Below are 19,884 nucleotides of genomic sequence, written 5' to 3'. Positions count from 1 at the left end.
TTCCTGACTGGACACGTTCCACCCGCTGGCCTATAATTACACCTAGTAATGCCCGTAACTTCATAGTTTCCCAGGGGAGTCGGAATTGGCCGGCTGAGAGTGTATCCCACCAAGATACTAACCCTTAGACCTGATCTGGATCATGCCAGCGTAGGAATCGGAGTATATCGAAATGGCACAGCCCTATGGCTGAACGCCACCTCTCTAACGCCTGCACGCGTCCCGGAATACGGGACGCTTTTTTAATGTTCTTTTATATAGCCAGAGAGCTAAAAAAAGTGACGTTATTCAGATCTCAACTGGTATAAATCTGTTGATTTATGCAAGATGATTGGATATGAAGCCAAGGAGTACCCCGTGCCACTCGGCCGGACATATCGAAGGAGAGAATTACAGATGAAATGGCGTAGAACGATGGGATTGATGCTCTTATGCGTGCTTATGGTGACTGTAGCCGCATGTGGCGGCAAAGAAGCTGCCCCGGCAGAACAGAACAGCAACACAAATGCGGAAAGCAGTAACAAAGGTGACACTGCCGCCCTGAAAGATATTAAAGTGGTGCTCGACTGGACACCGAATACGAATCATACCGGCCTATATGCGGCTGTAGATCAAGGTTTTTACAAGGCTGAGGGCTTGAATGTAGAGATTGTACAACCAGGTGCCGGTGGCGCAGATACAATGGTTGCCTCGAATGAAGTGCCTTTTGGCGTAAGTTATCAGGAGAGTGTAACTCAAGCCCGCACACAGGGTGTTCCATTGGTCTCCATCGCAGCAGTTATTCAGCATAATACATCCGGGTTCGCTGCTCCGGCGGATCGGAATATCAAATCACCGAAAGATTTTGAAGGTAAAACCTATGGCGGTTGGGGTTCCCCAGTCGAAGAAGCCGTGATGCAATCCATTATGGAAGGCGACGGAGCCGATGTATCCAAAGTGAAAAACATTAATATGGGTGACGCTGACTTTTTCACCGCAGTGAAACGGGACATTGATTTCGCGTGGATTTTCTACGCCTGGACAGGTATTGAAGCCGAACTGCGCGGAGAACCGATCGACATGTTATATGTGAAGGATTATTCAGATGCATTGGATTACTACACACCTGTCCTTGTAACAAACGAGCAGACGATCCAAAACGACCCTGAGTTGGTGAAAGCATTCCTGAAAGCCACTTCAGAAGGGTATCAATATGCGATTGATCATCCCGAAGACGCAGCGAACATTCTGATCAAGGCCGTACCGGATCTAGATAAAGACTTGGTACTGGCAAGCCAGAAATGGCTTAGTCCAAAGTACACGGATGACGCCCCGCGCTGGGGTGAGCAAAAGCAGGAAGTATGGCAGAATTACACCGACTGGATGTTTAGCAAAAAACTGCTGGATGAACAGATCGACGTGAGCAAGGCATATACGAACGATTTTTTACCCCAATAAAATTTGCTTAAGTTTAACTTTTTTACACAAGAACGAAGAGTGCAGAACCCATCTGAAGAAGCGAAGCGCTCACCTTTATCCCCGGATTTCCTCCATTGAAATTCATTAAAGAAATCCGGGGATAACAGTGATCGTAAGAGGGTACTGCAATCGGAGTGATGAGTGTAAACCTGGTTCAATTCATGCAATTTATCACGAAAGGAAAAGTGATCTCTCATGGCAAGCACATTACTTAGCATTCAGGTTATTCCCAAAACGCCAAATGGCGAGAATTCTTACCCTTATGTAGATCGCGCCATTGAAGTTATTCAGCAATCCGGCCTGAAATATCAGGTGAACGCGCTCGACACCACGATGGAGGGGGAACTGGAGGAACTGCTGGAGGTTGTCCGTAAAATGCACGAGGTACTCGTGGAGGCTGGCAGCCCAAGCATCATCTCCCAGATCAAAATCGCCCATAGCCCTACCGGCTTCAGCATGGACACCCTGACGGAGAAGTATCGCTAATGCCTGCCTATTTCAAAAGTGTATGGCCGCCCATTGTGGCGGTTATTCTCTTTATAGCGATATGGCAGGGAGCCGTCTCCCTCTTCCATATTGAGAAATGGATGCTGCCTGCACCGTCCGACATCGCCCGCGAAGCGGCAACCCAGGCCGAACGGCTTGGCATGCACGCTTCCGCAACCATTCAGTTAACGCTGATTGGATTCGCGGCTGGCACAGCGGTCGGATTACTGATAGCGATGGTGCTGCATTTGGTCCCTTTTCTCAAGTCAGCCCTGTACCCTTTACTTATTCTTAGTCAAAATATCCCGACCATCGCGCTCGCGCCACTCCTGTTAATCTGGTTCGGATTCGGGCTGTTGCCCAAGCTGATTACGATCATCCTCGTCTGCTTCTTCCCTGTTGCAGTGGCGGCGATGGATGGCTTGACCCGTACTGACGCGGCGATGATGAACTATATGCGCATGGCTGGTGCGAAACGTCATCAGATTTTCTGGAAGCTGGAGCTTCCCCATGCGCTGCCATCCGTGTTCTCCGGTGTCAAAATCGCCGCTACCTATAGCGTGATGGGTGCCATCATTGCCGAATGGATTGGTGCAGACAAGGGTATTGGTTATTATATGATGCTGCAAAAGTCGGCTTATCGCACCGATCGTTTATTCGTGGCAATCATGATTATTGTCGCTCTCAGCTTACTGCTCTTCCTGCTCATTGCACTACTGGAGAAGCTGCTCGTGCGCTGGCGGCCACAGAAGCGGTAGTAAAGATGTAATCTGTATATTAGGAAGTGATGACCATATGAATCGGCAACAGGAAAAACAAGTCCAGCCTGGACGAGGAGCAAGTGTAATGGAGCCAAAGTACGATGAAAAACTCCACCCGGCTACGCCTGATCGACCTGCCACTCCTGCTCCGGTTCCACCTGCACTGGACGTTGTTAATGTTCATGCATCATTCCGTGAACGGCGGAGCAGGTTACCGGTTCTGAACGGCCTGTCCCTGACTGTGGAGCAAGGCGAGTTTGTTGCTATCGTTGGACCTTCTGGCTGTGGCAAAAGCACCCTGTTCCATATCATCGGTGGTCTGCTGAAGCCACAGGAAGGCCAAGTGCTTATGAACGGTCAGAATGTAACGGGACAGCGTGGCAAGATTAGTTATATGCCGCAACAACCCGCTCTTTTCCCTTGGCGTACCATTGAAGACAATGTACTGCTTGCTGGTGAAGTAGCTTCAAGTGCTCCCCCTCGGGCCGAAGCACTTGCGGAAGCTCGTAAGTGGTTAAGCAGCGTGGGTCTTGCCGGGTTTGAGCAGGCCTATCCTCATATGCTGTCGGGCGGAATGCAGCAGCGTGCTGCTTTTCTGCGCGCCCTGCTCAGTCCGCAGGAGCTGATGCTACTGGACGAACCCTTCAGCGCACTGGATGCACTGACACGTAGCGACATGCAGCGCTGGCTACTTGATATCTGGGAACAGAACCGCCGCTCGGTGCTGTTCATCACCCATAATATCGAAGAAGCATTACTGCTAGCGGATCGGGTCTATGTATTATCCAACCGACCTGCAACAGTGTTGCACGAGGTACATGTTCCTTTTGATCGCCCAAGACGAGAAGAAATTACGGAGGAATCCGCTTTTCTGGAGCGTAAACGGCAGATTGCTCAGTGGATGAGAGAAGAACAGCAGAAAGCCCGCCTATAATAATAGCGCGGGTTTTTAAAGTTATTATTTTCCTTTATTGGGTGATCCACCATAAGAAATTCTGCGTAACATAGTTAGAATATAAATGACCACAAGGAGGAATTCCCGCGTGCATTCTCAAGCTTTTGCACCATTAATTGATGCTCATATTCACTTCGATCAGTATACCCCTGACGAACAACGCGAGATGCTGCTATCTTTCCCGTCTCAACAAGTCGAGGCAGTCATCGCCGTGTCCATGAATCTCGCTTCTGCCCAGGCCAACCTGGAGCTTGCAAAGCAACATCCACGCAACATCTATCCGGCCTTCGGTTTCCATCCGGAACAGGAACTACCATCCGTTGCAGAAATGGACCTGTTCTTCCAATGGATCGAGAAGCATATGGGACAAGCCACAGCCATAGGAGAAGTCGGCCTTCCCTATTACAATCGTCAGGAAGCGGAGCAGGCAGGGCAGCACTTCGATCAGAGCGGGTATATCAAGCTGCTTGAACGTTTCATCCAACTTGCCAAAAAGCACAACAAACCACTTGTCCTTCATGCGGTATACGATGATGCCGATATCGTCTGTGATCTGCTGGAGCAATATCAGTTCCGACGTGCTCATTTCCACTGGTTCAAAGGTTCTCGCCAAACCGTAAGGCGCATGGCGGACAACGGTTATTTCATTTCCTTCACGCCGGATATTCTGTATGAAGAAGAGATTCGCGAACTCGCCCGGCAATATCCATCGGAACAAGTGATGGCCGAGACCGACGGACCTTGGCCCTTCGAAGGACCATTTCAGGGACGAATGACACACCCTGCCATGACCAGACAGGTCATCCAGGCATGGAGTGAGATCACTGGCATGGGAACCGAGCGGGCAGCCCGTCTCTTTTATCAGAACACAAAGCGTTTCTATGGCTTAACTTGATTACCAGCTGGTAGCAGCAAGCACTCTCGCTTGCCCTGCCAACACAGCACTTTACAACAAAGCACAAAGAAGCCAGTCGGTTTCGCTCCGACTGACTTCTAATTTACTATATATATCAGTTGAACTGAATTTTTACACAGGAACGTAGAGGACAGAAATAACCTGAGGAAGCAGAGCGGTCGCCTAAAAGCTTTCTGAAAGAAAGCTACTTCGGAAGCATACGCTATCGCTAGATTTTCACCTTCACAAAAATTGGATCAAAAAATCTGGGGATAACAGCGATCGGAAGGTTGTTCTGTCATCGGAGTGGCAAGTGTAACTACCTTCAGTTCAACTTAACGCTTCAAGAAGCCTTTGCCTTCCAGGAACGGTCTCACTTGCAACCTTGTCGGCTCAGTCAGACGCTTCGCCATCAGTTCGGACCATGGAGTTGTTCTTTCACCGTTAGTCCGTTCTTTCATGTAGGCCGTCGTTGTCTCATCATACTGCTCAACACCCTTGATGCTCTGCTCGGCATTATAGCGATTATGATGCAGAACTGCATTCAGTGGCAGACGTGGACGAATCCCCGTTTCCTGATCTGCAACACCAATACACATGCCATACACCGGATATACCCCTTCCGGCAATCCCAACAACTCGGCTACTTCCTCAATCCGGGTCCGAAGCCCGCCGATATATACGATTCCGAAACCAAGCGACTCTGCTGCAAGAGCGGCATTCTGGGAAGCCAGAGCAGCATCAATCGTGGCTACCATGAAATTCTCGGTTGAATCGGCATACGATTCCTTCTCAGGAAGATGACGTTTCGCAGCATCACTCAGCCGATACAGATCAGCACACCATACGAGAAACACCGGGCATTCATTGACATAGGCCTGGTTGCCTGCCAATTCAGCCAGCTTGGCTTTTTTCTCTAAGTCAGTCACAGCAATTACGGTATAGGCTTGCACACTACTTGAAGAGGAAGCCATCTGTCCAGCCGCTACGATGGCTGCAAGCTGCTCTTCACTTACCGGGTCTGGCTTGAATTTGCGTACAGAGCGGTGTTTCATCATCAACTCAATGGTTTCATTCATGGTGGTTCACTCCCAATCCTCGAAGTACGAACTCAATCGTCTGCTCAGCGAGCTCGTCTGTATTCATATCCTGATAATCAAAGCCAAATCGTGAATTCTTGGCCCGTTTGTGCGCCAAAGCCACGCCCATAACCTGAAGCATCGCATAAGATACGGACTCGACCTGGAACAATCCCTGATCCTTACCCTCTTGCAGCAGTTCCCTCACTCGGGTCCAGACAGGGTCTAGAAAACGAAATACGGTAGCTGTACGATGTGTACGCAGTGTAATTTCAAGCTGCACAATATCACTCATCTCCCGATCCGTCATCGTGAACTTCACAACTTCACCAATAATTCGGCGGATACCTTCCACAGGCGAGGACATCGACTCTTCCGCCAGCGAGTTCATCATATGCCCCGGGAAAAAATGCTCAAATAATGCTTCGAACACCTTTTCTTTGCCGCCAAAATGATAAGACACCAACGACACATTGGCACCTGCCTCATCACATATTTGACGAACACTCGTCCCGTCATACCCTTGCTGTGCAAAAAGCTTTTTGGCTGCAAGCAATATCCTCGTTTTGATATCCAACTCCGGTTCCGTCATTCCGTCCCGCTCCCTCTTGTCCGTTCATCTTATTCGCTCCAGCTCAAGGACTGCAGCCAGCGATTCATCTGTCTATTATATTACACCAAGCACCCCGATGAAAATCATCGGGGTGCTTGTCCTATCCTATGATGCAGTGGTATGCATCTGCTGTATTAGTTGTTTGCTTGAGCAGGGCTTGGAGCCATAGCTGGCATGCGTTGTTTTTTCAACAACGTCACAACCAGTGACAACGCAACGGCAACCAACAATACAATCACGATAGAGCCCGCAGCAGACTGAACTCCTGGGCCTCCCAACTGCACGCTCAGAATACCCTGAACGGCGTATGTTGCAGGCAGGTACTGCCCAATGCCGCTATAGAAACTGTTCAGCAATTCACGCGGTACCATTGCGCCGGAAGATACCAGTTGCAAGGACAGTGAGATGATGTTGAACAGACTTCCTGCTGGTCCGAAGCAGATCAGGAAAAACTGGGAGAAGAACATGAACGTGCACAGGAAGAGCGCCTGGAACAACCAGAATGCAACGAATCCTTGTGCAATCTGTCCTCCCAGTGCCACGATCAGCGATGATCCCAGCAAGGAAACGACCAATGCAGAACCCACGTTAATGACTACTCTCGCGCCAAACAAAGTCAAGCGGGAATAGGTAGATGACAGCATACCCATGGCTGTCTGGAGGTTCATCCCCATGATCATGGCACCTACATAGGAAGCCAGTACCATCATCATTGGCACCATCTGATTATTCATCCCGTTAACCGGGTTGATGGACGTTGTCGTTCCTTCCACTCGGGTAGTCAGGTTTGTAGCGGCTTCAGCAGCCTGTTCGGCAGGCGCGCCTGAAGCGGTCAACACTGTCTGTACCCCTTGTGCTGTAGCTTGTTTGTTAATTGTGTTTGTCACACTTTGTGATACACCTTGCATCATGCTTTTGATCGTAACCGGGTTCGCTTCATTAATGGTGTATTTAATCTCGGCGGTTGAGCCAGCCGTCTGAAGCAATTCGTTAAATCCAGCCGGGATATCGAGCACCATGTGTACTTGGTGATGATTCAGCTGGTCCAACGCTTCAGCCGCACTCAGATTAGATACGGTGTGGAAAGGTAGTGTTCCTGCGAGGGAATCTGCGATGCCTTTGGACATTTCGCCGTCCTCATTCACAATCGCAACCGTCAATTCCTTCGTGCGGTCGTTTACTCCCGAATATGCGGTCATCCAGATCACGCTAAAGATCACTTGGAACATAAGTGCTGTTACGATCCCTACAATCACTGGCGGTTTTTTAAACAATGTACGTAAAGCCTGTAACATAAAAGGTGTCCTCCATTACTCAAATAGTTCTAATTTGATTTAAACAGTTGTTTGAATCAAACGATCGTTTAAATTTTATGTGAATATGTCCATATTGTCAACTCATTTTTGAAAAATTCAGAAAATATAAGCTTTATTCATGAATGCAATTGATCCATTTTCACAAAAGAGCATTATGCTATCATTTCTCTGTAGAAAAGAACATCTATACCAACGATTCAGGCTTACTTTCTGGCGACTCAACTGTATTTTTTCTCAACAAAAAAACACGGTCCGCCGCAGCGAACCGCGTATTTATTCATCCTCACTTCATTGACAATGAGGCGTTGAATATATCTCCAAACAAAGGTCAGTTATTCACTTCTCTTCAGCTTCATGCGTTGCAGACGCAGCGAATTCAGTACAACCGACACGGAGCTGAACGCCATCGCTGCCCCTGCCAGCCATGGAGCCAGGAAGCCAACTGCCGCAATAGGAATACCAATAACGTTGTATCCAAGTGCCCAGAACAGGTTTTGTTTGATGTTACCCATCGTGCGCCGGCTCATCTCAATCGCATCTGCAATGCTGTTCAGATCACCACGCATCAACGTAATATCCGCCGCTTCCATCGCTACATCCGTTCCTGTTCCGATGGCCATCCCAATATCAGCAGTAGCAAGTGCCGGAGCATCATTAATGCCGTCACCTACCATCGCAACTTTCAGGCCACTCTCCTGAAGTTTCTTCACTTCCGCTGCTTTGCCTTCCGGCAGAACCTCAGCCAGAACTTTACGGATCCCTGCTTGTTCTGCTACAGCGCGAGCTGTTCGCTCATTGTCTCCCGTGATCATGATAACATCGATCCCCATCGCCTGAAGACGACCGATGGCTTCGCGAGAGGTATCCTTGATGGTATCAGCCACAGCCACGATACCTGCCCACTGACCATCCACCGCAACCAACATCGCTGTACGTCCCTGCTCTTCCAGTCGGTTCATTTGCTGAACAGTTTCCTCTGAGACATTCACCTGTTCATCCGCAAGCAGCCGCCGTGTGCCGACCAGAATTTCCTGTCCTTTTAATGAAGCTCGCACGCCGTATCCCGGTATGTTCTCAAACTTCTCTGTTGGGGTTAACTCCAGACCCTTGGCACGTATACCCGCAACAATCGCCTCTGCCAGCGGATGCTCGGAACTCTGTTCGGCCGCTCCCACTCGCTCAAGCAGATCGGATTCCGTCCAATTCGGAGCCGTAACAACATCAGTAAGGACGGGTTTACCTTGGGTCACTGTACCTGTTTTGTCGAGCACCACGGTCTGAATCTGTTGTGCCGACTCCAGATGTTCGCCGCCCTTGAACAGAATGCCATATTCAGCCGCACGTCCTGATCCAGCCATGACAGAGGTCGGTGTTGCCAGCCCCAGTGCACATGGACAGGCAATGACAAGCACGGCAATCGCTTTTTCAAGGGAACCAGCGAAGTCACCTGGACTTGCAAACAGATACCAGATCAAGAATGTCAGCGCGGCAATACCCACGACAATCGGAACAAATATACCCGATATGACATCTGCAATCCGCTGGATCGGTGCTTTGGAGCCCTGAGCTTGCTCGACTACTTTAATAATCTGGGACAAAGCCGTGTCCGATCCCACTCGGGTCGCACGTAGTCGTAATACCCCGTTTTTGTTCAGCGTAGCACCTGTAACGGGATCTCCTGGCTTTTTATCCACGGGAAGGCTCTCTCCGCTTAACATGGATTCATCCACAGAGGATTGGCCCTCTTCAACAATACCATCCACCGGGATACTGTCCCCCGGCTTCACCAGGATCAGATCACCCACCGCAACATATGCGGCTGGAACCATAACTTCCTGTCCATCACGGATGACACGGGCTTCACGTGGAGCCAGTTCAATCAGGCTTTTGATCGCCTGTGAAGAGCGACCTTTCGCCACAGCTTCGAACCATTTTCCCAGTAAAATTAACGTAATTAGAATTGCACTTGTCTCATAATAGAGTTCTACCGAAGGCATGGCGGCTGTGCTCGTTCCCATTGCGCCGTGATCCATCGTCGTCGTAGAAGGTAAGTACCCACTGGATAACGTCAGATACAGACTGTAGAAAAACGCTGCGCTGGTACCCAGTGCCACGAGAACGTCCATATTGGCACTGCCGTTACGTAAGGCTTTGTATGCCCCCACATAGAATTGCCATCCAATCACGAACTGTACTGGCGTTGCCAGAATCAGCTGGAACCAAGGGTTCATGAACAGATCTGGGACATAGATTCCGGATGTGAACGAGAAATGCCCCACCATTGCCCACAGCAAAGGAATCGATAACAACGCAGAGATCATCCATTTCCACTTTTTGCGTTGCAGCTCACGTTCACGAACCGATGTGGTCTCTTCTTGCGTCAATTGTAGTTCAGCACCGTAGCCCATCTGCTTGATCTTGGCGGTAATATCCGAAGGTTTCAATGCACCAGCGGCATATTCGATATGCCCTGTTTCCAGCGCCAGATTAACATTCGCCTGAGATACCCCCGGTAGTCGGGAAAGACCTTTTTCAATCCGGGCAGAACAGGCGGCACACGTCATACCGGTGATGTTCAAATCAACTGATTCGGACACCGTACCGTAGCCAAGAGCCTCTACTTTATCCCGCAACGCATTCACGTTGGTTGTCTTCGGATCATAAGATACGGTTGCCTGTTCAATCGCAAGGTTCACATTGGCCTCATGTACCCCTTCCATGCGGGTCAATCCCTTCTCCACTCGCGTCGAACACGCAGCACAGGTCATCCCCGTGATGTGAAGTGTTGCCTTCAGTCCTGGTGCTTCTGCCATAGGTGGCATTGGTGTGGGTTCGGATGATCTATCCATTGGTTTATTCGTTGAGTTATCCATCATGTCAGCTCCTTTCATGTCAATTCAATTTTTGTATGTTGCATTGCACTATACCCCCGAGGGGTATATATCAGACAGAAAATTAGGCTTAAACCTGACTCTTGGAAAAAGGTACTCTGACCTCTTTTTCGCCCATGAGCATGTTCGGTTTAAGCCTGTGATCCCGTTAGACTACATCGTATCCCTGATCTTCAATCGCAGCTTTGATCTGATCCACGTTCACCGTCTGCTCATCATATTCCACCGCTACTGTTCCCGCTGCCAGATCAACCTTACCACTCGCACCGGTATTCTTCACAGCTTCTTCAACCGACTTCACACAGTGATTGCAAGACATTCCCGTAACGTTCAACGTAACATTAGACATTGTAAATTCCTCCTTGGGGTATATTAAATGATAAATTAAATAGGTGAATTGATTCAGCTTACTTCATTAACTTCCGCATCGTAACCAGCAGTTCATCCACAACCTCATGTTCACCAGCCTGAATACGCTCAACGATACAGCTCTTCATATGGCCTTCAAGCAAAAGTTTGCCTACTGAATTAAGAGCAGACTGAGCCGCCGCGATCTGCGTCAGCACATCATCACAATACGTATCCTTCTCGATCAATCCTTTGATCCCGCGAATCTGACCTTCCACACGGTTCAAACGAGAAACCAGGTTACTCTTCATCTCCTGCGAATGGTGACTCTTGCGCACATGCTTCCCATCACTGCCCTCGGCATGACAGGATACCGCTTCTTCTTGGACTGTAGCCAAAGCTTCCGTTGAATCTGACTTGGAGGATTGCAAAGGTTCCTCGGGATGGCTCTGATGATCCATCATGAACACCCCTTTTCTTTCGTTCTTTTCTAAGAGTAACATACCCCATGGGGGTATTCAAGAGTATTCTGATATTTTATTAAAATGGATGAATCCCTACCTAATTAAATAGAGCATGAGATAGTTCAGCTGCCTCGAATGACATCTCTATCTGAAGAGTAATGATCTGACTACGGACACTCATTTTCCGATTAAACTCATCATTAATATCTGAAACAGACTGGGACTGTTCCACCCATTTCAACCACTCAGGGACTTCCCACATACTTCGAGCTGCAATGGCGACACAGTAGCCGTACCTTGCAAGTCTTTCATCGCCCATCCACCCCGCTGTCCGAAGTCCATACATGTAGCGATCGAACATTTCCTCTTTAGCTGTAAATATGTCCTCTGCTGCAATATGACCCAAACTTGCATTAACTCCAAATAGCTTTCCTAATTCTTCACCAACACCAGAAATACTCATGAATTGCCAATCAATAAGAGTAAGTACGCTATCGTCCAGACGTTCTGTTGGCATAAATATATTGCCTTGCCCCAAATCCTGATGTGACAATACTCGTGGTAATTGGTCCAGTGTATTTATAACCTTGTCCAACTGCTCGCTATATTGGTTGAACCACTGCCAGATTGAATGGGCTTGCTTTTGGATTACAGGAGCATACTGACGACATCCCCTAACCCAAGATTTGAGCCAACTCGGGCAGATCCATTCTTGTTGAGGTAATGGGGCTCCCGTCAGATAGGCTCCGTGAAACTCACCAAGGCGTTCCGCAATCCATCCCCAATCATCCAGGGGCCAGACATGATCACACTTCGAATGACAAGACACATCTTCCATCCACAACCCAATGGTGTGGTCCAATCTGTACTGTACAGAGAAACAACGCGGAGCTATGATACGTCCCGGCAAATGATCCAGTATTCCTGATGAGAATATCTCAGCTTCTCTTTTCCAATAGTTATGGTATGTAACATCTTCCTTCTCTGCTGAGTCCGGTTTAATACATTTCAAGATAAGTGACCATGATAGTAATGCTCCAGCTGCAGTAGCTGTTCCACGAATTCGATAAATACCTGATGTGGTGAAATTAAGACGTCCCGGATTGATGGGTTCAACTTCCCAAGATTGTATTACTGCGTCAGGCTCTTCCAACAGTTTCTGCACACTGCGAACAAGATATTCCACATCCTCAGAAGATTGCAAAATGTTATTCTCGCTAAGTTGTTCTTTTTCATTAATACTTCCCATATCCTTCGTTCCCCTCCCCTCCATGCCGATGTTCCTTTCACTCCACTGGTTGTGCCTTACAAGGTATACTCCATCCTGCTACTGCGTACGACCAGACCCATCTGTTCATAGAAAGCCTGTGCCCCAGAATTAAAAGTCGACACGGATAATTCCACGCTGTCTGCCTGAAGCTCTCTCCCTAGCTCGATGAATGCTTGTAGTAACTGTTTGCCTGTTCCTTGGCCCCGATGCTTGGTATCCACTACAAGTTCATGGATGTACAGCAACTTACGATCCACCATCAACGAGTTATCTTGAATAACACTTAACTGCGCACTCCCGTAACCCAGAATCAAACCCGTTTCCGAAGACTCGGCAACATACAGGTAACGCTTATCCGTTTCCAGCAGTTCGGTGAACTCCTTTTCCTCCATTCTGGTCTCTAACGCTCTGTATAGATCGGGCCGCCCCTCGACATGCATCTGGTGCAACTCATCCATCAATAATGACACGCCAGAGTAGTCCCTCATTTCTGCCTTTCTGATGTTAATCGTACCTGTACTCATCCCCATCACTCTTTCATCTACTGAATTTTACATTATTATACAACCAAAAAGCAGATACCATAAGGGTACCTGCTTCGCTAAATTTATTTTCATTCCACAAAGCGAATGTGATGCTCATGTTGCTTATTTTTTCGAAGAAGTATTTCCTTCATTAAAAGCAACAGGTGATGGCTTCGCGGCCCATTCATCCGCCTGCGGCTCAATGTCCACTCCGCTCAAAATCTTCTTTTTCTCCATCAAGGAATCCCCGTCTTCATCCAGCTTGTTGCGAATTTCCGCCTCGTCCTGAGGTTGATTGTTCTGTGTCATCATAGAGTCCTCCCTTTTTCGTATTCATGGTTGATGTTCCTTTATATAACGTGCCCACTTTCTGCATTATCATTCTCTTTGAGGATCAGGCCGTCCCCAAGTTATGTGTTACTTGAATTAATGATACAATATGAACATTACTTTTTAAGGAGATTTTATTTCATGGCTACAGATAAAAGAGTTTTTACACTTAGGTTGCGAGAAAAGAATTTTGAGAAAATTAAAGTTATTGCGGACAAAAACAAACGATCTATTGCAATGCAGATTGAGTATCTTATTGAACAACATATTGATGAATTTGAGAAAGAACAAGGTGTTATTTACCCAGATAAACATAATGACGTATAGATTTTGCGCCCTTAATACATGCGCATTATCCATACGTCATTTTTCATGATATATCCTGTTCCCCGTTAATCGAAATCAACCTGTTTATCCAAAATGATTTCCTCTACTTTGTATTCCATCTCTGGTATTGAGGGAATCAAGGAGAATCGAACGTTTTCCAGAGAAGAAGGAAGAGCAGGAACCACTCGGAAACTAATTTGAGTCTCCCCACCTCCTCCACGACTGCCATGTCTCATGGTGATATGTCTCTGTTCGCTGAATATTTCCAGAGCCAAATGTGGAACCATTTGTATACGCTCAGCTTCATTCCCCTTATATTGAATCTCCACATATACGAGGCTTTCGCCTTCATATTGCATCGAATGCGTGATCATATACTCACACGAATCTTTAATCATTTTCTTCATAATCGGCACCACACTTGTCAATTGAAGAGGTTCACTTGGAAAGTAGTGTCTTTGCGGCATCGGTTGCACGCTACGGAGAACATATCGGATATCTTCCTCCTTCATATCCAGTAAGCTCACCCATTCATCGATGGTATTTTGAGGAGGTTGGTATTGGACTGCTCCGGTTATGTCCTTTCTGGCTGCAACCAGTTTCAAAAGTTGCTCATCAATCCGCTGTACCTCATCGCTGTATTCATTAGGAATTTCACGTAATTTACTCCAGCCCATATTTAATCACTCTCCTAATTTAATAACATGCCATGAAATACAATTCGCTACTGTACCTGCATCCCCTCTTCTTTTTCAGTTTATTTAAAAAGGCGCCACTTAACTATAAACGGAAAACTTAAAAGGAAAGGACGCCCCTTGGGTCATATTCATGACCTTACGGGACGCCCTTTTTATATTATCCACCTCAAATGGACATCATCTACTGGTTTGCTTGTAACACTGAGCAAAAATGCATACTTGTTTTAACCAACCTAAGCCTGATCCTGACGAGCAAGCGCGACTAGCGCATGTAGCGCTGCATTAATCTCGCGCTCCACCGCTTGTCCAACCGCATCCGTATGCGGATCATACTCGGCAGCCAGATCACTGTCCGCGAATCCATCGATCGCGACAATCGCTCCGGCGCGAGCGCCACGCAAGGTGCTGACGATGTAGAGCGCCGCGATTTCCATCTCAGCCGCAAGTGCTCCAGCCTGCTTGTACTTGCGGTGTGGAATCTCTTCCACGCCTGCAAAGAACGCATCCAGCGTTACGGTGATACCAACGCCCACTTTGCCTGCAAATGTTGCAGCATCCGCGCTTTCTTTCTCACGAGCAGCTTCGATCAACGCTTGTGTCACCCCAATGTCCGCTACCGCTGGGAAACCATCCGGCACCAGTTGGCGAGTCAATCCGTCCGTACGAACAGCGGCTGTACTCACAATCACACTGCCTGCTGGATAGTCCGCTGTATACGATCCCGCTGTACCAACACGAATCAGAGTTGTTACACCCGCGCGAATCAATTCCTCGAAGCAGACAGCTGCTCCAGGTGAACCTACACCATGGCTGACCACAGCGATCTGTACCCCTTCATACAATCCAACAAATGTACGATACTCCCGACTGAACGCCAGTTCTCTCGCCTGCTCCAGCTTGCCGGAAATCTTCTCCGCACGTGCCGGATCACCACAGACGATGGCGTATGCCGGCATGTCTTCCGAATGAATCTGCAAAATAGGCATCAACATATCAATCAAACTCCTTCTTCGTCCACTCGTCTTCCGGAATCGGCAGATCTTCACCCGAGAAGCGTTGTTCCTTGAACGGATCAGCAAAATGGTGGAAACCATTCACTTCCCAGAATCCGTTCCGATCTTCTGTCATAAACTCCAGACCACGTATCCACTTGGCACTCTTCCAGAAGTAGAGTTGTGGCACGACCATACGCAGCGGAAAACCATGTTTGGGCGTTAGTGGCTCGCCGTTATATTTGAATGCAAGCAGTACGTCATCATGCATCAATTCTTCAAGCGGTACATTCGTTTCATAATCATGATCCGCATGGATCATGACGTATTTCGCTTCCGGCTTAACCCCCAGAAGTTTCACAAAATCGGAGAAGCGAATCCCTTCCCACGGCGTATCGAATTTCGACCAGCGTGTGACACAGTGAATATCACTCACTGTGTTCACCTGAGGCATTGCCTGCAACTCAGCTAGGGAGAACACCTTCTCTTCTTCCACTTCGCCAAATACCTTCAAGTCCCAGGTGGACAGGTCATATTCCGGCACTTCCCCTTCATGCAGAATCGGGAATTTCTCCGTCAGCATCTGTCCTGGCGGCAGCCGATCTCCGTGATCGTTGCCTGTTTTGGGTGCCGGAGTTTTACTTTTTTTCAAACGTTCAGCCTTGTTATGCAAGTGGAATTCCTCCTTCTTCTTCTGCCTCTAACATAGACATTCAGGAATTAACGCGAGCTTCCGCCCGCTTTCAGTGCATCCTGTGCATAGGTACGGTCTTTGAAAAAGAACATTGCGACCAGCGTTACAATATACGGCAACATCAACGTGAAATGCGTTGGCAAGGAGAATCCTTGCAGACGAATACTCAATGCTTCCATGAAGCCGAACAGCACACTGGAGCCCATCACGCCTAGCGGATTCGCTTGCCCCAGCATCGTTGCTACCAGTGCGATAAAACCACGACCCGCGGTCATGCCTTCGGTAAACATCGTCACCTGACCAAGCGACAACTGTGCTCCAGCCAGAGCACACAACACACCGCACATCAGAACGGCACCATACTGGATACCGCGAACCTTGATTCCAATGCTCTGTGCTGCAATCGGGTTCTCACCGACGGAGCGCAGGCGGAAGCCGGATACACTTTTGAACAGATAAAATTGCAATGCAATCACGAGCACAATGCCGAGGTAAACCAGGGGACTATGTCCCGATATTACATCGCTGACCCACGGGATGTCCTTAATCAGCGGAATATCCCACTTGGGAAGTCCCACCATGTCTTTGTCGTAGTATGCACCTTTTACATCAAAAATCGCACGCAGTGCAAAGGTCGTCACCCCCGCAGCCAGGAAGTTTAGCGAGATCCCGACCACGATGGCGTTAGCCTTGAGGTTAATACTTATAAAGGCAAAGAGCGCCGAGAATAACATCACAATAATAATGGAAAAGAGTACAGCCAACAGAACATTGCCAAACAGGTAATTACCGACAATGGCGGAGAACGCACCGATCAGAACCAGTCCTTCAAGACCCACGTTAAACAGACCGACACGGGAACATAAAGCCCCACCGAGCGCTGCAAGCAGGATTGGAGTCATAATCCGCAAGGTTGAGCCAAACATGGCTGCATCAAACAGTTGTTGCATTGGACTTTTTCTCCTTTCTCCGCTTCAGGAATGAATAACCGATCTGAGCTGATACAAATAACGTCAATACAGCCTGGATGACACTGCCAACTTCCAGCGGCACATCCGTATTCCGTTCCATCCCCATGGCACCTGTCTGTAACGCAGCCAGCAAAATAGCTGCCACAGCTGTACCGAGTGGATGCGAGCGGGCAAGTAGCGTTGCCATAATGCCGCTCCATGCGTAACTCGCCGATGACAATGAGCCATCAAGGAAACGGTACTGTGTACCGAGCACTTCCCCCGCACCCGCGAGTCCAGCAAGTCCACCACTAATGACCATGGACAACATCATCATGCGAATGCGGCGAACACCACCGTAGGTTGCAAAGGATGGGTTGCTGCCGAGCATGCGGATCTCGTAACCAGTCACCGTTTTATGTGTGAACCAGTAGATCAGAATAGCCGCTACAATGGCAATAATGAAGCCGGCATGCAGCCCCATGCCTTGGAACAACTTCGGCAACCAGATACTCTGATCAATCATGGGTGTCTGAGCCATCGCTGCAGATCCAGTCCGATCCTTGAATGGATAGGAGACCATGTAGCCGCCAAAATAAATGGCAATATAATTAAGTAGTAAGGTTGTGATCAACAAGTTCATGCCAAACCGAGCATCCAGCCAACCTGCAAACAGGGACCAGATTCCACCGGCAACAATACCAGCCACAATCGCAGCAATACACACAAACCAGCCCGGGCCTGGCAGATAAAGCGCCGTGAGCGCCGCACTGAGCCCGCCAAGAATCATCTGACCTTCGGCTCCCATATTGAAAAATCCGGCACGGAATGCCAATGCTACGCCAAGCCCCGCCAAGATGATTGGTGTGGAACGAGCCAACGTATTGGTGAAGAAGTAGAAGTTGCCGAAGGCTCCTTTCCACATCTCCGCATACGTATCTACCACATTACCGCCAACGATCAGAATCGCTACAGCCCCTGCAATCAGACCGATGAATACGGCAAGCAGCGGCTGTACGAGTCCGCGAAGTGTTTCTTTTACCCGATTCATATCCGCTCTTTCCCTCCTGCCATTAACAAGCTGATCTGTTCCTCAGTCGCTTCTTCTGCTCTCAGTTCTCCGGCAATTTCGCCTTCATACATGACAATAATCCGATCAGATAATTGCAAAATCTCCGACAACTCCGATGAAATGAGCAGAATGCCCGCACCCTCACTGCGTTTGCGCAGCAATTCGGCATGAATCGTCTCCATAGCACCGATATCCACACCACGTGTTGGTTCGGCTGCAATTAGAAACGGTGTATCCTGTGCAAATTCACGGGCAGCAATCAGCTTCTGCAAGTTTCCTCCGGACAGGAACTGTGCCTTGGTTTCCGCAGAACCTGTCTTGATGCTGAACTGTTTGATCCAGCTCTCTACCATCGTTCTTGCTGCTTTGGCTTTGATAATGCCGCGTGACTGTAAGCGATGATGGTGTCCCATTAGCCCGTTCTCGCGAACGCTCGCATCCTTGGCCGCTCCCCACATGTAGCGATCTTCCGGAATATGAGCAAGTCCATGCTCCCTTATTCGCCGTACAGGCCAGTTGGTTGTATCCTGCCCGGAGAGCACAACGCGACCACTATCCGCCTTACGTAGTCCGGCAATGACCTGAATCAGTTCCGACTGGCCGTTACCCGAGATACCCGCTATACCAACGACCTCACCTTTTCGAACCTCCATATGGATCTCCTTGAGCGCCGAACGATCCTTCGCTCCGGACAGATTAACCCCTTCCACTTGAAGCACGGCTTCGGCTGGAACCGATGGCTGCTTGTCCATACGCACAAGTTCACGACCAACCATCAGACGGGACAATTCCTCCACATGTGTATCCTTCGCTTCCAACGTACCTGTCACCTGACCATCCCGAAGCACCGTGATCCGGTCTGCTACATCCATGACTTCTTGCAGCTTGTGCGTGATCAGTACAAAGGTTTTGCCCAGCTTGGCGAGAGATTTCATATTCGCCAGCAGTTCCTTCACTTCAAGCGGTGTCAGTACCGCCGAAGGTTCATCCAATATAATGATGTCTGCGCCCTGATGCAGCACCTTGAGAATTTCAACACGCTGCTGCATGCCAAGCGGGCACTCGGATACTTTTTTCCACGGGTCAACCGGCATGCCATATTGTCTGCCCAGCTCATTTACCTGAGCCGCTGCTTTTTTGCGGTCAAATGCGCCTGCCTTAGCCGGTTCACGTCCGATCACGATGTTCTCCGCCACCGTAAAGGAAGGGAACAGCATGAAATGCTGATGCACCATACCGATGCCACTTGCCATCGCCTGAGACGGCGTGGCAAAGCTCACCTCACGTCCACGGACTTTGATTGTGCCCGACGTAGGCTGTTCCATACCATACAACATACGCATCAAGGTTGTTTTACCGGCCCCGTTCTCACCTACAAGGGCATGAATCTCTCCCTCACGCAAATTAAAACGGATGTCACGGTTAGCGGTGAAGCCGCCGTATTTCTTCGTAATGTGCTCCATCTCCAACAGCATATCTCGCGTTCGCTCCCCTCAGTTCAACTTAAAAAGGTTACACTCGCCACTACGATGACAGAACAACCTTCCGATCGCTGTTATCCCCAGATTTTTGATTCCCTTTTATAAAGGGGAAAATCCGGTGATAAAGGCGAACGCTGTGCTTCATCAGGTTATTTCTGTCCTCTTCGTTACCGTGTAAACGATAAGTTGAACATATACTGGTCATTTAATAGCAGCAAAACCGGCTGCCTGATCGGGCAGCCGGCTGATCAATTCCATCACTCATTCATTGAAAAGAACA

The 19,884-nt window shown here is 48.7% G+C and carries 21 protein-coding genes and 1 riboswitch; of the genes, 6 read left to right on the top strand and 15 right to left on the bottom strand.

Annotated features, from left to right (window positions below; genetic code table 11):
* The first annotated feature begins 62 nt into the window (after window positions 1–62).
* Window positions 63–175, top strand: a riboswitch (TPP riboswitch).
* A 221-nt stretch (window positions 176–396) separates the two neighbouring features.
* From BLS69_RS26815 to BLS69_RS26795, 5 genes are all read left to right on the top strand, one after another.
* Window positions 397–1,437 (top strand): ABC transporter substrate-binding protein, encoded by a 1,041-nt coding sequence (locus BLS69_RS26815; protein WP_091038151.1) that lies wholly within the window; start codon window positions 397–399, stop codon window positions 1,435–1,437.
* A 216-nt stretch (window positions 1,438–1,653) separates the two neighbouring features.
* Entirely contained in the window at window positions 1,654–1,944 is a 291-nt protein-coding gene (locus tag BLS69_RS26810) for a thiamine-binding protein (protein WP_017690996.1), read from the top strand.
* Complete coding sequence (locus tag BLS69_RS26805; protein WP_091038150.1) at window positions 1,944–2,702, top strand: ABC transporter permease; 759 nt, start codon at window positions 1,944–1,946, stop codon at window positions 2,700–2,702. Before BLS69_RS26810 ends, BLS69_RS26805 begins: the two co-directional genes overlap by 1 nt.
* Window positions 2,703–2,739: 37 nt before the next feature.
* Complete coding sequence (locus tag BLS69_RS26800) at window positions 2,740–3,639, top strand: ABC transporter ATP-binding protein (RefSeq protein WP_176873058.1); 900 nt, start codon at window positions 2,740–2,742, stop codon at window positions 3,637–3,639.
* An 85-nt stretch (window positions 3,640–3,724) separates the two neighbouring features.
* Window positions 3,725–4,555, top strand: a complete 831-nt coding sequence (locus BLS69_RS26795; protein WP_091038148.1) for a TatD family hydrolase — start codon at window positions 3,725–3,727, stop codon at window positions 4,553–4,555.
* Window positions 4,556–4,890: 335 nt separating this feature from the next.
* On the opposite strand, the gene nfsA is transcribed toward BLS69_RS26795, so the two are convergent.
* From nfsA to BLS69_RS26750, 9 genes are all read right to left on the bottom strand, one after another.
* On the bottom strand, window positions 4,891–5,634 hold the full coding sequence (gene nfsA, locus BLS69_RS26790) for an oxygen-insensitive NADPH nitroreductase (RefSeq protein WP_091038146.1): 744 nt from the start codon (window positions 5,632–5,634) through the stop codon (window positions 4,891–4,893).
* Window positions 5,627–6,226 (bottom strand): TetR family transcriptional regulator, encoded by a 600-nt coding sequence (locus tag BLS69_RS26785; RefSeq protein ID WP_091038144.1) that lies wholly within the window; start codon window positions 6,224–6,226, stop codon window positions 5,627–5,629. The genes nfsA and BLS69_RS26785 overlap by 8 nt, the downstream gene beginning before the upstream one ends.
* A 155-nt stretch (window positions 6,227–6,381) precedes the next feature.
* The gene (locus tag BLS69_RS26780) at window positions 6,382–7,542 is read right to left on the bottom strand and encodes a YhgE/Pip domain-containing protein (protein WP_091038143.1); all 1,161 of its coding nucleotides are present in this window, start codon (window positions 7,540–7,542) and stop codon (window positions 6,382–6,384) included.
* A 353-nt stretch (window positions 7,543–7,895) separates the two neighbouring features.
* On the bottom strand, window positions 7,896–10,385 hold the full coding sequence (locus BLS69_RS26775) for a heavy metal translocating P-type ATPase (RefSeq protein ID WP_091038369.1): 2,490 nt from the start codon (window positions 10,383–10,385) through the stop codon (window positions 7,896–7,898).
* A gap of 217 nt (window positions 10,386–10,602) precedes the next feature.
* Window positions 10,603–10,803: a copper ion binding protein gene (locus BLS69_RS26770; protein ID WP_017691004.1), complete on the bottom strand. Its 201-nt coding sequence runs from the start codon at window positions 10,801–10,803 to the stop codon at window positions 10,603–10,605.
* A gap of 58 nt (window positions 10,804–10,861) precedes the next feature.
* Window positions 10,862–11,263: a metal-sensitive transcriptional regulator gene (locus tag BLS69_RS32875; RefSeq protein WP_283945829.1), complete on the bottom strand. Its 402-nt coding sequence runs from the start codon at window positions 11,261–11,263 to the stop codon at window positions 10,862–10,864.
* 100 nt (window positions 11,264–11,363) lie between these two features.
* A complete protein-coding gene (locus BLS69_RS26760; protein ID WP_091038141.1) occupies window positions 11,364–12,515 on the bottom strand; it encodes a protein kinase family protein in 1,152 nt (383 codons plus the stop codon).
* Window positions 12,516–12,571: 56 nt separating this feature from the next.
* The gene (locus BLS69_RS26755) at window positions 12,572–13,060 is read right to left on the bottom strand and encodes a GNAT family N-acetyltransferase (protein WP_176873055.1); all 489 of its coding nucleotides are present in this window, start codon (window positions 13,058–13,060) and stop codon (window positions 12,572–12,574) included.
* Window positions 13,061–13,183: 123 nt separating this feature from the next.
* Window positions 13,184–13,369 (bottom strand): hypothetical protein, encoded by a 186-nt coding sequence (locus BLS69_RS26750; RefSeq protein ID WP_036616704.1) that lies wholly within the window; start codon window positions 13,367–13,369, stop codon window positions 13,184–13,186.
* Between the two features lie 162 nt (window positions 13,370–13,531).
* Between BLS69_RS26750 and BLS69_RS26745 the strand changes: the two genes are divergently transcribed.
* Entirely contained in the window at window positions 13,532–13,717 is a 186-nt protein-coding gene (locus BLS69_RS26745; protein WP_091038138.1) for a hypothetical protein, read from the top strand.
* A 65-nt stretch (window positions 13,718–13,782) separates the two neighbouring features.
* On the opposite strand, the gene BLS69_RS26740 is transcribed toward BLS69_RS26745, so the two are convergent.
* From BLS69_RS26740 to BLS69_RS26715, 6 genes are all read right to left on the bottom strand, one after another.
* Window positions 13,783–14,394: a hypothetical protein gene (locus BLS69_RS26740; RefSeq protein ID WP_091038136.1), complete on the bottom strand. Its 612-nt coding sequence runs from the start codon at window positions 14,392–14,394 to the stop codon at window positions 13,783–13,785.
* A gap of 254 nt (window positions 14,395–14,648) precedes the next feature.
* Window positions 14,649–15,407, bottom strand: a complete 759-nt coding sequence (locus BLS69_RS26735; RefSeq protein ID WP_091038134.1) for a nucleoside phosphorylase — start codon at window positions 15,405–15,407, stop codon at window positions 14,649–14,651.
* A gap of 1 nt (window position 15,408) precedes the next feature.
* Window positions 15,409–16,080 carry a sulfite oxidase-like oxidoreductase gene (locus tag BLS69_RS26730; RefSeq protein WP_017691010.1) on the bottom strand — a complete coding sequence of 224 codons (672 nt, stop codon included), beginning with the start codon at window positions 16,078–16,080 and terminating at the stop codon, window positions 15,409–15,411.
* A gap of 47 nt (window positions 16,081–16,127) precedes the next feature.
* Entirely contained in the window at window positions 16,128–17,051 is a 924-nt protein-coding gene (locus tag BLS69_RS26725) for an ABC transporter permease (RefSeq protein WP_091038133.1), read from the bottom strand.
* On the bottom strand, window positions 17,035–18,102 hold the full coding sequence (locus tag BLS69_RS26720) for an ABC transporter permease (RefSeq protein WP_017691012.1): 1,068 nt from the start codon (window positions 18,100–18,102) through the stop codon (window positions 17,035–17,037). The genes BLS69_RS26725 and BLS69_RS26720 overlap by 17 nt, the downstream gene beginning before the upstream one ends.
* A complete protein-coding gene (locus BLS69_RS26715; protein WP_091038131.1) occupies window positions 18,099–19,598 on the bottom strand; it encodes an ABC transporter ATP-binding protein in 1,500 nt (499 codons plus the stop codon). Before BLS69_RS26715 ends, BLS69_RS26720 begins: the two co-directional genes overlap by 4 nt.
* Window positions 19,599–19,884: the final 286 nt, after the last annotated feature.

Origin of the sequence: Paenibacillus sp. CF095 (genome assembly GCF_900101225.1) — a bacterium.
Taxonomy (GTDB): Bacteria; Bacillota; Bacilli; order Paenibacillales; family Paenibacillaceae; genus Paenibacillus.
The sequence above is the reverse complement of the archived record's forward strand: the minus strand, read 5'-3'. Positions and strand labels throughout refer to the sequence as shown.